Below are 12,967 nucleotides of genomic sequence, written 5' to 3'. Positions count from 1 at the left end.
TTATTTTGGATTAAAAACTAAAAACGGCACTATCATTTCTTCCAAAGAAATACCACCATGCTGATACGTATTTCGATAATAACTCACATAATGATTATAATTGTTCACGTAAGCCAAGAAATAATCATTTTTTGCAAAAATATAAGAACTACTCATATTTATAGAAGGTAAACCAATCTTTTTTGGGTCTTTTACAGCATAAACATCTTTGTCTTCATACGTCAAACTTCTACCAGTTTTGTATCGAAGATTCAAGCTTGTGTTCTTGTCTCCAATAACTTTGCTTGGATTTTTTACATTGATTGTTCCGTGATCAGTAGTGATGATTAATTTGAAACCCAATTTCTGTGCTTGTTGAATAATTTCTAACAATGGCGAATTTTTAAACCAACTTAAAGTCAATGAACGATACGCTTTATCGTCTGAAGCTAATTCTTTTACCACATCCATTTCAGTTTTGGCATGCGATAGCATATCAACAAAATTATAAACTATGGTAACAAGGTTATTGTCTTTTAAAGCTCTGAAACTTTCGGCTAATTTTTTCCCGCTTTGAAGATTTGTGATTTTAAAATAATCTTCTTTGATGTTTAATCCCAAACGTTTTAAATGTGCTGATAAAAATTCGGCTTCGTATAGATTTTTTCCGCCATCTTCCACATCATTTTTCCAATATTGAGGAAATTGTTTTTCCATTTCCGTTGGTAATAATCCTGAAAAAATTGCGTTTCTGGCGTATTGTGTAGCTGTTGGTAAAATGGCATAATATGGAACTTCTTTTTCTAGTTTATAGAAATTGCTCACCACATTTTCCATCACTTTCCATTGGTCGTAACGCAAATTATCAATCACCACAAAAAGCACAGGTTTGTCTTTTTTTACCAATTCAGGAACAACTAATTCTCTGAATAAATTATGCGATTGAATAGGTTTATCAGCTTTTGGTTCAAACCAATCTTCATAGTTGCGTTCAATGAATTTTCCAAACTGCATGTTGGCTTCTACTTTTTGGCTTTCAAGTATTTCAATCATTGCTTGGTCGTTGATGTTTTCAAGCTCCAATTCCCAAAACAAAAGTTTTTTATACAACTCAACCCAATCTTCATAAGAGTTAACCATAGCCATATCCATAGCAATTTTTCGAAACTCTTTTTGATAATCAAGCGTTGTTTTTTCAGAAACCAATCTTGAATGGTCTAAATTCTTCTTCAAACTCAACAAAATTTGATTAGGATTGACTGGTTTTATTAAATAATCAGCAATTTTAGAACCAATGGCTTCCTCCATGATGTATTCTTCTTCACTTTTGGTAATCATGATTATTGGAGTAGAAGATTTTTTCTCTTTCATTTCAGATAATGTTTCTAATCCGCTCATTCCAGGCATGTTTTCATCTAAAAAAACAATGTCAAAATTTCCTTCTTCAAAAACATCAATAGCATCACGACCATTATTACAGGTTACAACATTGTAATTTTTCTTTTCTAAAAAAAGGATATGTGGTTTGAGTAAATCAATTTCATCATCAACCCAAAGTATTTTTATTTGTTCCATAATCATTTTATTTAACGTGCAATTTACTACTATAATAACGTTTGAATTGCCAAAATTAGTATAAAAGATTAGAATTATTTTTTAACATTTAACGATATATTAACGACTTTAGATTTTTATAAATAAATTTATTGGTAAACTTTTCTAAATACATGTTTTTTCAATCAATTTTATCGAAATTTACATTTCATAAGTTTTTATTTTAAATGAAAGAATTACTACAACAAACCTATGGTGCCTTTTTTGAATCAAATCTAATTGATGAAATTTCAAAGGTTGCCACATTAAGAGAGTTTAATGAAAATGATGTTTTAATTGATTTTGGAGATTACATCAAGAAGATGCCTCTTTTAATTTCGGGTGCTATAAAAATTTTAAGAGAAGACTTTGATGAAGGCGAATTACTTCTTTACTTCATTGAAAAAGGCGACACTTGTGCAATGACGATGGCGTGTTGTATTGGTGATACTAAAAGTGAAATTCGTGCAGTAGCAGAAACAAAAGGACAAGTTGTTATGATACCCGTAAATTATATGGAAGATTGGCTAGGAAAATACAAATCATGGCGCAATTTTGTTTTTAACAGTTATAACAATCGTTTGAAAGAAATGCTGTCGGCAATTGACAACTTAGCATTCATGAATATGGAAGAACGATTAATGAAGTATTTAATTGATAAAACAAAAATAAATTCTTCATCAGATATTAAAAATACACATCAGGAAATAGCCTATGATTTACATACATCAAGAGTTGTTGTTTCAAGATTGTTGAAGGCTTTAGAAAACAAAGGCAAAATAAAGTTGCATCGTGCTTCAATTGAAATGCTTTCTCGTTAGTAACAAATGTTGCAAACCAACTGATGTATTTTAATAATCTTTGCACAAGAAAAATTAAATAAATGGAAAGTTCTCAAATTGTTGGTTATGTTTTGGCTGTTTTTGTTGGAATTGTAATGGGGTTAATTGGTAGCGGTGGTTCTATTTTATCCGTACCTATTTTAGCATACGTTATGGGAATTGAACCTGTTCTTGCAACGGCTTATTCACTTTTTGCAGTTGGTTCTACAGCTTTATTTGGAGGTGTTCAAAAAGCCAATCAAAAATTAGTTGACTTTAAAAAAGTATTCCTTTTTGGAATACCAACGGTTATTTCGGTTTTTATCACTCGTAAATACATTGTTCCATCTTTGCCGGAAGTGATTTTTGATACAGAATTATTTACGTTGCATAAATCGGTTTTAATCATGTTGGTTTTTGCAGTTGTCATGATTTTAGCAGCTATACGAATGATTAAACCCATAGATGAAAATACTATAAAGCAAGATGGAAAATTAAATTATGGAAGTATTTTTCTTCAAGGCTTAACAATCGGACTTGTTGCTGGTTTTGTTGGTGCTGGCGGTGGATTTTTAATTATTCCAGCCTTACTTTTTTTAGTAAAAACACCAATGAAAACTGCAGTTGGAACTTCTTTATTCATTGTAGCAATTCAGTCCTTAATAGGTTTTTTGGGCGATTTAAGTACTAATCAAGTTATCGATTGGAAGCTTTTACTAATTTTTACTTTTTGCTCAATAATTGGAGTAATAATTGGAAATATTTTTTCTAAAAAAGTTACCGCAACGAAGCTAAAAACAGGTTTTGGCTATTTTGTTTTAGCTATGGGAATCTATATTATTATAAAAGAAGTATTTCTGAAATAAATCTTAAAAGTAACAAAGGTTACTGAACAGCATTAATATATACTTTAAATTTGTATTAAAATTAAAAACAACTAATTATGAAAATAGAACAAATATATACTGGATGTTTAGCACAAGGTGCTTATTATATCGAAAGTAATGGCGAAGTTGCTATTATTGATCCTTTGCGTGAAGTGCAACCTTATTTAGACAAAGCAAATGCTGATAACGCAAAAATAAAATACATTTTTGAAACTCATTTCCATGCAGATTTTGTTTCTGGACATGTTACTCTTGCTGAAAAAACAGGTGCGCCAATTGTTTTTGGACCTAATGCGAATCCTTCTTTTAAGGCACATATTGCTAAAGATGGTGAAGTATTTCAGTTGGGTGATATAACAATCACTTTGCTTCATACACCTGGACATACAATGGAAAGTTCATGTTATTTATTGAAAGATAAAAACGGCAAAGATTATGCTCTTTTTAGTGGTGATACTTTATTCCTTGGTGATGTTGGTCGTCCAGATTTAGCCCAAAAAGCTGCGCATATGACACAAGAACAATTAGCAGGATTATTATTTGATAGTTTGCGAAACAAAGTAATGACACTTGCCGATGATGTGATAGTATATCCTGCACATGGAGCAGGAAGTGCTTGTGGAAAAAATTTAAGCAAAGAAACTGTTGGAAGTATTGGTGAACAAAAAGCAACTAATTATGCTCTAAGAGAAAATATGACTAAAGAAGAATTTGTAAAAGAAGTTACGGATGGTTTATTACCTCCGCCAGCTTATTTTCCAATGAATGTTAAATTGAATAAAGAAGGCTATCAAAACGTTGAAAACATAATAAATGAAGCTAAACCATTTGACGCTAAGACATTCGAAGTAGTTGCCAATGAAACCGATGCTTTAATTCTTGATGTTCGTCATCAAAATGATTTTGAAAAAGGACACATTCCAAAATCAATTTTTATTGGAATTGATGGTGGTTTTGCTCCATGGGTTGGTGCTTTAATTTTGGATTATAAGCAACCTATTTTATTGGTAACTCCAATTGGAAGAGAAGAAGAAACCATCACTCGATTAGCGAGAGTTGGTTATGATAATACCATTGGTTATTTAGATGGTGGTTTTGAAACTTGGAAAAAAGCAGGTCTTGAATATGATACACTTGAGTCGGTTTCAGCTGAAACATTGGAAGAAAAAATAAACGAAAATGCTAAAGTTTTCGATGTTAGAAAACCAGGTGAATACCTTTCAGAGCATATAGTTGATGTTCCATCTACGCCTTTAGATTTTATAAACGACCATATTGCTGAGTTTCCAAAAGAAGAAGAATTTTATCTACATTGTGCTGGTGGTTATCGTTCAGTTATTGCAGCTTCAATTTTAAAAGCTCGTGGATATCATAATGTTATAAATGTTCTTGGAGGATTTTCGGCTATTAAAAATACTGGAATTAAAACAACAAATTACGTTTGCCCATCTACACTAAAATAATGAAAAATATTCTGTTCAATAATTGGCATTTTATGCGATTTTTTAGAATTGCGTTGGCATTGTTTCTTTTTTACAATGCTTACATAACTCATGAATGGTTTTTTATTGTATTTGGAATATTCTTTATGATTCAAGCTGTTTTTAATTTGGGTTGTAGTCCAAACGGATGTAATGTTTCATATAAATCAACTAAAAATGAATAGTAGTTTTCAAAATATTATTAATTCTGAAAAACCAGTTTTGATTGATTTTTTTGCTACTTGGTGCGGACCATGTAAAATGCTTGCACCAATTTTAAAAGAAGTAAAAGATAGTTTAGGTGAAAAGGTTTCAATCATAAAAATAGACGTAGATAAAAACCAAGAGTTAGCATCAATGCAACAAGTTCGTGGTGTTCCAACGATGATGTTGTATCAAAATGGTAAACAATTATGGCGACAATCAGGAGTGTTATCTAAAGATGAGATTATTAAAATAATTACAGACAGAAGTAATTAGTAATACTGAATCTATGTTCAATGAATGTTGAATTATGCAGGTAAATTGAATTTTATGAAGTGAAAAAAAATGTTAATTAATTTTGATGTTTTAAAATAAAACATACTTTTGATTAACAATAATGTTTCTAAAAACTCTAAAATTATATAAAAATGAAAAAATTAGTTTCTACTTTGGCTGTTGTAGCTTTGATGTTTACAATGTCAGCAAATGCTTCAACTGGAGAACCAAAACAAAAAAAGAAAAAAGCTAAAACAGAACAAACTACTACATCTACTGAGAAAAAAGAATGTTCTAGCGAGAAAAAAGCTGGATGTTGTGCTGCAAAGAAAGCAGCAGAAAGCAAATCATAAATTATTTATTAAATATCTAAAAAAGCGCTTCAATATTTTGAAGCGTTTTTTTTGAAATAAAAGTAATTGCATTTAATTTTATAATTTGCAACTATATATTAAAAACAAACCTTAAGAATTATGAAATATTTTAAAATGAGTATCTTTTTATTGCTAACAACTTTTTCAATTATTAGTTGTTCAAAAAAAGAAACTTCTCAAGAAGATCCAATCATTACGCATCGTGACACAACTGTTAATCCAAATGACGACTTTTTTATGTATGCAAATGGTAATTGGTTTAAACAAAACCCAATTCCTGCAAGCGAAAGAAGTAATGGTATTTTCAGAACTATTGGCGATACTATCAATGCTCAAATAAAACAGATTTGTGAAAAATCGGCAAAAATGACTGATGCCAAAAAAGGAAGTAATGAACAAAAAATAGGTGATTTTTACGCTGCTGGAATGGATACCGTTACAATTGATAAATTAGGATTATCTCCTTTAAAAGAGGAAATAAATAAAATAAAAGCAATTAATGATATTCCTTCAGTAATTGCATCAATTTCTCATCTGCATACCATTGGTGCCAATCCTGCTTTTTCTTTATATGTTGGACAAGATGATAAAATAAGTGATAAATATGCAGTGTTTTTAGGTCAAGGAGGATTGACTTTAGGTAATCGAGATTATTACTTTAATACAGATAATGAAACCGTAAACATCAGAAATGAATATGTGAAACATTTACAAGCAATGGCAGAACTTTCAGGTTATTCAAAAAATGAAGCCGAACAAAAAGCATCGGTTATTATGAAAATGGAAACCGAAATGGCCAAAAATTCTAGAAAACTTGAAGCACTGCGTGATCCGATAGCGAATTATAATAAAATGAGTCTTGAAACATTTTCTGCTTCAACTCCAAATATTGATTGGAAATCAGTAACATCTTCAATGGGTTTAAAAAATGTAGATACTTTAATTATTGGTCAACCTGAGTTTTATAAAGCATTAAATCAAATGATTAAAAGTTATTCTATTTCGGATTGGAAAACGTATTTAGAATGGCAATTACTTGATACTTATGCTGGATATTTAAGTTCTGATTTTGAAAAACAAAACTTCTATTTCTTTTCAACAGTTATGAGTGGTGTTAAAGAACAAAAACCACGTTGGAAAAGAATTGTTGAACAAACGGATGGTGCTTTAGGAGAATTGATAGGACAAATTTATGTTAAAGAATACCTGCCAAAAGGATCTAAAGAAAAACTTCTTGAAATTGGAAATAATGTTCGTGATGTATATGCTGAACGAATCAAAAAGTTAGATTGGATGAGTGAAGAAACTAAGAAAAAAGCACTTTTCAAGCTAAGTAAAATTGTTATGAAAGTTGGTTATCCTGATAAATGGAAGGATTTGAGTAGTATAAATATTAATAGAAAAACGTATTTGGAAAATGTAAAAGCTGTTAATGTATGGACAATTAATGATATGATTTCTAAATTCGGAAAACCAGTTGACAGAACAGAATGGGGAATGTATCCTCAAACTTATAATGCTTACTATAATCCAAGTAATAACGAAATTTGTGTTCCAGGTTGTAATATTTTAGTTCCAGGTTTTGAAGGAAGAATGCCAGATGATGCAATTTTATATAGTATTATTGGTGGTTCAACTTTTGGTCATGAATTAACGCATGGTTTTGACGATCAAGGAAGTCAATACGACGAAAAAGGAAATTTAAACAATTGGTGGACAGAAGAAGATTTGAAAAAATTTAAAGAGAAAACCAAGTTAATTGTCGAACAATTTAACGAATATGAAGCCTTGCCTGGGAAATTTGTAAATGGCGATGCAACTCAAGGAGAAAATATTGCTGACTTAGGAGGAATTGTTATGGGATTTGAAGCGTTTAAGAAAACAGTACAATATAAAAATAAAGAAGTTATCAGTGGATTATCACCTGAGAAACGTTTCTTTTTAGGATATGCTTACGCTTGGATGGTTAATATCAAAACAGAATCGTTAGCACAACAACTGTTGACAGATGTGCATTCACCAGCAAAATATAGAATAAATGGTCCGTTGCAAAATATGCCTGAGTTTTATGAAGCTTTTGGTATAAAACCTGGAAGTAAAATGCGAAGACCGGACGATAAGCGAGTTGTTATTTGGTAAAAAAAACAAACCCTAACTTTATGTTAGGGTTTTGTATTTTTTAGAGCTTCTTCAAATCGTTCATTAACTTTTTTCCAATCAATGACTTTATAAAAACTATCAATATATCTTCTACGTTTGTATTGATAATCTAAATAATAAGCATGTTCCCAAACATCAATGTTTAAAATAGGTGCTCCTGTGATAAGTTGTTTTGGCATTAATGGATTGTCTTGATTTGGTGTGCTTGTAATTTGTAATTTACCTGTTTTATCTACAATTAACCAAGCCCAACCTGAACCAAATTGACTTTCTGCAGCTTCAGTAAACTGTGCTTTAAAAAGGTCAAAACTTCCAAAATCTCTGTTTATTGCTGAAGCTAAAGTATCTTTTGGTTGTCCGCTTGATTTTGCAGCAAGATTTTCGAAAAACAAACTATGATTATAATAACCACCAGCGTTATTTCTCAAATCTTCATTATTTAAATCAAGTTTTTTTAAAATATCTTCAATACTCAAATCAACTAATGTTTGGTCTGCAGAAATCAGTTTATTAAGATTGTTTGTATAAGTTAAATAATGTTTTGAATAGTGGTTTTCCATAGTTAAAACCCCAATACTAGGCGCAAAGGCTTCGTAATTGTCAGGAAGTTTTTTTAATGAAAATTGACCTTCAGCTGCACTAACATCTTCCGGTAATCCTATAGTAATTTTTTCTTCAGCAGCAGGTAAAGGTACTTCAACTACTTCGGTAAGTTTTTTTTTGTTGCAACTCACAACAAGTAGTCCACCAAGAAATATAATGGTAAGGAGTTGTTTTTTTTTCATTAGTTTAGAATGATTTTTTTAGATTTATTTCTTCAGAGAATGTATCATTTCAATATACAATTCTTTAGCTTCATCAATAGAAATATGACTAATCTGCATCCATGCATTTGTTTTGAATGCATTTCTTAAATCTAGACTGGAATTTGAATTATAACTTAATGTACCAATAGTGGCTTGCTTGTAATAAGCATAAAGTCTTAACTGAACATCTTGTGGTAAAGATGCTTGCGACATTTTAGAAGCAATTTCAACAGCTTCGTTAAATCTAGTATCTAAATCTTTTTCAGACATAGAAGTCTAATTGTTTTATTTTACAGCAATAATTGTTTTTCCACCAATTGCTTTTTGATTAAGTTTTACATTAATTTGAGTTCCAAGCGGTAGATATAAATCAACTCTAGAACCGAATTTTATAAATCCAGCATCTTCACCTTGAATCACTTGCATTCCTTCTTCTGCGTAATTTACAATTCTTTTTGCTAACGCACCAGCAATTTGTCTATAAAGTATTTCACCAAAAACATTGTTTTCAATAACAACTGTTGTTCTCTCGTTTTCAGTACTAGCTTTTGGATGCCAAGCTACTAAGTATTTTCCTGGATGGTATTTACTGAAGTTTATTTTTCCACTCATTGCATAACGTGTAACATGTACATTGATAGGCGACATGAAGATAGAAACTTGAAGTCTTTTGTCTTTAAAATATTCAGCTTCATAAACTTCTTCAATTACAACTACTTTTCCATCAACAGGAGCAATTATATTGTTTTCTACTATATCTACAACTCTTTTTGGATTTCTGAAAAATTGTAAAATCATTACCAGTAAAAACAAAAACACTAGTTGTAAAGCCATTTTTAGCCATGAAATTTCAATAAACTTATCTACTAGAACAATCCCAGCGATAAAACTAACTAAAGCAATAAAAATGATTTTGTAACCTTCTTTATGAAACATAATATAAAATTTGATAAAACAAAAATACAAATGGTGCAACAAATATAATACTATCTAGTCTATCTAAAATACCTCCATGACCAGGCATTATATTTCCACTGTCTTTAACACCAGCAATTCTTTTAAATTTTGACTCTATTAAGTCGCCAATGGTTCCAAAGATACTCACTATTGCGGCTATAATAATCCAAATGTATATATTTTTAGGATTGGCTTCAATATAATATTTTGCTACTAAAAAGCTTCCAATAATACAGAAAACCAAACCTCCAACAAAGCCTTCAATTGTTTTTTTAGGAGATACTTTTTCAAATAATTTGTGTTTTCCAATTGATTTCCCAACAAGAAAGGCAAAAGTATCATTTATCCAAATCAATATAAATATACTAATTAAAATCTTAGGATTGTAACCTCTAATTCCAAAAGGGATTTTTGTAATAATAACAAAAGGTAAAGCAATATAACCTATTACATAAATGTATTTTGAAAGTTTATCAAGAGGTTTGTTTTTATTATCAAATAGAAATAAAATAGCTTTTATAGAAACAAATAATGTTGCCGACAACATCAGTATATCGTTTGTTTTATTTGTTTGGTTAAGATTAAAAAGAGTATAACAAGTAAGGGTTATGATGACAGGAAAAACATAATCGAAATGAATGAGTTTACAAAACTCAATAGTTCCTAAAAGTAAAAAAATACCAAAAAGTATAATTAAACTATTAGAAGAATAGGATGTAGCTATCAATAATAAAGCGACATAAACACTTCCGGACAGCGCTCTAATTAAAGTATTATTCATTTTATAAATCTTCTAAAAGCAGAAGATATAAGTTTTTGGCAGCACTACCATATTGAAGAAAATCTTCTTCTTTGGCTTTTTCAAAATATTTTATGGTTGTGATATTGGTTGGATAATCTTTATCGTATTTTTTCTTAATACCTCTAAGACCATCACTTTTTGATTCTATGATTTGGCTAGTTGTGGCAAGAATAATTATGTTGGATGGTAAATCGTTAGGTTTATTTTGTTTAATTTGATTTGATGAAAATAAAACTGAGCCTTCATCGGCAATCAAATTTTCACAGCTTGCAAATAAAAATTTAGGATTAGTTACGTTTTTGTATTCAAGCTTATTTTCATCTAACATTGAAAACAATTTATTTTCAAAACACATTGCTTCACATTCAAACCAATCATTTTCTTCCAATATATTTAAAAATTGTTCTTTAACTTCATTTAAATCTTCACAATAAATGAATTTACCGCCATTTTTCTTGAAACTATAGGTGAATTTTTCATCTACTGGGAGTAATGAAAAACTGGAAGGTGTATTGTTAAATTCACTTTCATTTTCATTCTCTGAGGCATCATTGCTGCTGCCAAATATTTTTCTGAAAAGACTCATGTGCAATATATAAACTTAAGCTTTGTATTTGGAATCGTTCAAAGATAAAAAAATCTTAATTCAAAAACAGATTTTGAATTAAGATTTTAAAAAATTGTTAACTTTTGTAATTAAGCTTCTGCTACAAGCTCATCTTCTGATTTGTCAAAAGGACGTTTTCCAAAAATTGTTTCTAAGTCATCTTTGAAAATTACTTCTTTTTCAATCAGTATATCAGCTAGTTTCAGTAATTTATCTTTGTTTTCTTGAAGTAGTTTTATTGCTCTTTGATATTCATTCTCAATCAAGGCATTAATTTCTTTATCAATAACTAAAGCGGTTTCTTCAGAATAAGGTTTTGAGAAATTATATTCACTTTGACCTGATGAATCATAGTAGGTTATATTTCCAAGTTTTTCATTCAAACCATAAATGGTTACCATAGCTCGAGCTTGTTTGGTTACTTTTTCCAAATCACTCAAAGCACCTGTTGATATTTTGTCAAATACTACTTTTTCAGCAGCACGTCCACCCATAGTAGCACACATTTCATCAAGCATTTGATCTGTTCTAACGATTAATCTTTCTTCAGGTAAATACCAAGCTGCACCTAAACTTTGACCACGCGGAACAATAGTTACTTTTACCAAAGGAGCAGCATGTTCTAACATCCAACTTACAGTTGCATGCCCAGCTTCGTGAACAGCAATTGCACGTTTTTCTTCTTTAGTAACAATTTTATTTTTCTTTTCTAAACCACCAACAATTCTATCAACTGCATCTAAAAAGTCTTGTTTGTCAACAGCTTCTTTATTGTTTCGGGCAGCAATCAAAGCTGCTTCATTACATACATTTGCAATATCTGCTCCTGAGAAACCGGGAGTTTGCTTTGCTAAGAAGTCTAAATCAAGATTTTCAACTTTTGTTAATGGAGCTAAATGAACTTCAAATATTTCTTTTCGCTCTCTAACGTCTGGTAAATCAACATAGATTTGTCTGTCAAAACGACCTGCACGCATCAATGCTTTGTCTAAAACATCAGCTCTGTTAGTAGCAGCAAGAACAATAACGTGTGTGTTTGTTCCAAAACCATCCATTTCAGTTAACAACTGATTTAGAGTGTTTTCACGTTCGTCATTGGAACCTGAGAAATTATTTTTTCCTCTTGCTCTACCAACAGCATCTATTTCATCAATAAAAATAATGGCTGGTGATTTTTCTTTTGCTTGTTTGAATAAATCTCTAACACGTGATGCTCCAACACCAACAAACATTTCTACAAAATCAGAACCTGATAGTGAAAAGAAAGGTACTTTGGCTTCTCCTGCAACAGCTTTTGCTAGTAAAGTTTTACCCGTTCCTGGAGGTCCAACTAATAAAGCGCCTTTAGGTATTTTGCCACCAAGTTTAGTATATTTTTCAGGGTTTTTTAAGAATTCAACAATCTCTTGTACTTCTTCTTTTGCACCTTCTAAACCAGCAACGTCTTTGAATGTAATTTTTACATCTGTTTTTTCGTCAAAAAGTTTTGCTTTTGATTTTCCGATGTTGAATAATTGTCCTCCGCCTCCGCCAGAACCACCAGACATTCTTCTCATGATAAAGAACCAAAGCCCGATAATGAAAACAAATGGAAGTATAGAAACTAAAATACTAGTCCATTCTCCTTTTTGTTTAAAATCAAAGGTTTTGATTTTATTTTGACTTCTAGCTTCTTCAAGTTTTTTTTGGAATAATTCATCATTTCCAATTTCAAAACTATAATGCGGACCTTTATTTACTCTGCCAAGTACGTCAGTGGCAATTTTTTTATTTTCTTTTTCTTTCATGGCAGCTTCAGTCAAATAGACTTCAGCCTCAGTTTTGTTATAAACAATAACTTTTTCTACTTTTCCTTTATCCAACATATCGTTGAATTTAGAAGAGGTAATTTTGCCTACTTCTTGAAAACTAGAACCACTGAAAACATTCAGTAATAAAAACACCACGATTAATAGTCCATAAATCCACCATGGATTGAACTTAAAATTATTAGATTTCTTTTCCTCTGCCATTTTTTTGT

The 12,967-nt window shown here is 30.6% G+C and carries 14 protein-coding genes; 7 read left to right on the top strand and 7 right to left on the bottom strand.

What is annotated here, in order from left to right:
• Positions 1-1,554, bottom strand: coding sequence for a T9SS response regulator signal transducer PorX (porX, locus tag RN605_RS05325; protein ID WP_313322873.1), 1,554 nt, complete (start codon positions 1,552-1,554; stop codon positions 1-3).
• 206 nt (positions 1,555-1,760) lie between these two features.
• On the opposite strand from porX, the gene RN605_RS05320 reads away from it, so the two are divergent.
• The 7 genes from RN605_RS05320 to RN605_RS05290 all read left to right on the top strand — a co-directional run bounded on the left by RN605_RS05320 (position 1,761) and on the right by RN605_RS05290 (position 7,754).
• Positions 1,761-2,393 (top strand): Crp/Fnr family transcriptional regulator, encoded by a 633-nt coding sequence (locus tag RN605_RS05320; protein WP_313322872.1) that lies wholly within the window; start codon positions 1,761-1,763, stop codon positions 2,391-2,393.
• A gap of 62 nt (positions 2,394-2,455) precedes the next feature.
• Positions 2,456-3,259: a sulfite exporter TauE/SafE family protein gene (locus tag RN605_RS05315; RefSeq protein ID WP_313322870.1), complete on the top strand. Its 804-nt coding sequence runs from the start codon at positions 2,456-2,458 to the stop codon at positions 3,257-3,259.
• Positions 3,260-3,336: 77 nt separating this feature from the next.
• Positions 3,337-4,743: an MBL fold metallo-hydrolase gene (locus RN605_RS05310; protein WP_313322868.1), complete on the top strand. Its 1,407-nt coding sequence runs from the start codon at positions 3,337-3,339 to the stop codon at positions 4,741-4,743.
• Positions 4,743-4,946: a hypothetical protein gene (locus tag RN605_RS05305; RefSeq protein WP_313322866.1), complete on the top strand. Its 204-nt coding sequence runs from the start codon at positions 4,743-4,745 to the stop codon at positions 4,944-4,946. The genes RN605_RS05310 and RN605_RS05305 overlap by 1 nt, the downstream gene beginning before the upstream one ends.
• Positions 4,939-5,241 carry a thioredoxin gene (gene trxA / locus RN605_RS05300; protein ID WP_313322864.1) on the top strand — a complete coding sequence of 101 codons (303 nt, stop codon included), beginning with the start codon at positions 4,939-4,941 and terminating at the stop codon, positions 5,239-5,241. Before RN605_RS05305 ends, trxA begins: the two co-directional genes overlap by 8 nt.
• A gap of 152 nt (positions 5,242-5,393) precedes the next feature.
• Positions 5,394-5,594, top strand: a complete 201-nt coding sequence (locus tag RN605_RS05295; RefSeq protein WP_313322862.1) for a hypothetical protein — start codon at positions 5,394-5,396, stop codon at positions 5,592-5,594.
• A gap of 120 nt (positions 5,595-5,714) precedes the next feature.
• Positions 5,715-7,754 (top strand): M13 family metallopeptidase, encoded by a 2,040-nt coding sequence (locus RN605_RS05290; RefSeq protein WP_313322861.1) that lies wholly within the window; start codon positions 5,715-5,717, stop codon positions 7,752-7,754.
• A gap of 23 nt (positions 7,755-7,777) precedes the next feature.
• Here RN605_RS05290 and RN605_RS05285 read toward each other — a convergent pair whose 3' ends face one another.
• The 6 genes from RN605_RS05285 to ftsH form a co-directional block, all read right to left on the bottom strand.
• Positions 7,778-8,560, bottom strand: coding sequence for a superoxide dismutase (locus RN605_RS05285; protein WP_313322859.1), 783 nt, complete (start codon positions 8,558-8,560; stop codon positions 7,778-7,780).
• A gap of 24 nt (positions 8,561-8,584) precedes the next feature.
• Positions 8,585-8,851: an acyl-CoA-binding protein gene (locus tag RN605_RS05280; protein WP_313322857.1), complete on the bottom strand. Its 267-nt coding sequence runs from the start codon at positions 8,849-8,851 to the stop codon at positions 8,585-8,587.
• Positions 8,852-8,866: 15 nt separating this feature from the next.
• Positions 8,867-9,517 (bottom strand): phosphatidylserine decarboxylase family protein, encoded by a 651-nt coding sequence (locus RN605_RS05275; RefSeq protein ID WP_313322855.1) that lies wholly within the window; start codon positions 9,515-9,517, stop codon positions 8,867-8,869.
• Positions 9,507-10,319, bottom strand: coding sequence for a phosphatidate cytidylyltransferase (locus RN605_RS05270; RefSeq protein ID WP_313322853.1), 813 nt, complete (start codon positions 10,317-10,319; stop codon positions 9,507-9,509). Before RN605_RS05270 ends, RN605_RS05275 begins: the two co-directional genes overlap by 11 nt.
• Before the next feature lies 1 nt (position 10,320).
• A complete protein-coding gene (locus RN605_RS05265; RefSeq protein WP_313322851.1) occupies positions 10,321-10,926 on the bottom strand; it encodes an LUD domain-containing protein in 606 nt (201 codons plus the stop codon).
• Positions 10,927-11,036: 110 nt separating this feature from the next.
• A complete protein-coding gene (gene ftsH, locus RN605_RS05260; RefSeq protein WP_313322849.1) occupies positions 11,037-12,959 on the bottom strand; it encodes an ATP-dependent zinc metalloprotease FtsH in 1,923 nt (640 codons plus the stop codon).
• Positions 12,960-12,967 lie beyond the last annotated feature (8 nt).

Source organism: Flavobacterium sp. PMTSA4, assembly GCF_032098525.1.
GTDB classification, from domain to species: Bacteria; Bacteroidota; Bacteroidia; order Flavobacteriales; family Flavobacteriaceae; genus Flavobacterium; species Flavobacterium capsici.
This window is presented reverse-complemented; position numbering and strand designations above follow the sequence as displayed.

What these genes read in the sequence shown, in the direction of transcription:
- porX (WP_313322873.1), bottom strand. Translation starts at nt 1,554, where the DNA reads ATGGAACAAATAAAAATACTTTGGGTTGATGATGAAATTGATTTACTC.
- RN605_RS05320 (WP_313322872.1), top strand. Translation starts at nt 1,761, where the DNA reads ATGAAAGAATTACTACAACAAACCTATGGTGCCTTTTTTGAATCAAAT.
- RN605_RS05315 (WP_313322870.1), top strand. Translation starts at nt 2,456, where the DNA reads ATGGAAAGTTCTCAAATTGTTGGTTATGTTTTGGCTGTTTTTGTTGGA.
- RN605_RS05310 (WP_313322868.1), top strand. Translation starts at nt 3,337, where the DNA reads ATGAAAATAGAACAAATATATACTGGATGTTTAGCACAAGGTGCTTAT.
- RN605_RS05305 (WP_313322866.1), top strand. Translation starts at nt 4,743, where the DNA reads ATGAAAAATATTCTGTTCAATAATTGGCATTTTATGCGATTTTTTAGA.
- trxA (WP_313322864.1), top strand. Translation starts at nt 4,939, where the DNA reads ATGAATAGTAGTTTTCAAAATATTATTAATTCTGAAAAACCAGTTTTG.
- RN605_RS05295 (WP_313322862.1), top strand. Translation starts at nt 5,394, where the DNA reads ATGAAAAAATTAGTTTCTACTTTGGCTGTTGTAGCTTTGATGTTTACA.
- RN605_RS05290 (WP_313322861.1), top strand. Translation starts at nt 5,715, where the DNA reads ATGAAATATTTTAAAATGAGTATCTTTTTATTGCTAACAACTTTTTCA.
- RN605_RS05285 (WP_313322859.1), bottom strand. Translation starts at nt 8,560, where the DNA reads ATGAAAAAAAAACAACTCCTTACCATTATATTTCTTGGTGGACTACTT.
- RN605_RS05280 (WP_313322857.1), bottom strand. Translation starts at nt 8,851, where the DNA reads ATGTCTGAAAAAGATTTAGATACTAGATTTAACGAAGCTGTTGAAATT.
- RN605_RS05275 (WP_313322855.1), bottom strand. Translation starts at nt 9,517, where the DNA reads ATGTTTCATAAAGAAGGTTACAAAATCATTTTTATTGCTTTAGTTAGT.
- RN605_RS05270 (WP_313322853.1), bottom strand. Translation starts at nt 10,319, where the DNA reads ATGAATAATACTTTAATTAGAGCGCTGTCCGGAAGTGTTTATGTCGCT.
- RN605_RS05265 (WP_313322851.1), bottom strand. Translation starts at nt 10,926, where the DNA reads ATGAGTCTTTTCAGAAAAATATTTGGCAGCAGCAATGATGCCTCAGAG.
- ftsH (WP_313322849.1), bottom strand. Translation starts at nt 12,959, where the DNA reads ATGGCAGAGGAAAAGAAATCTAATAATTTTAAGTTCAATCCATGGTGG.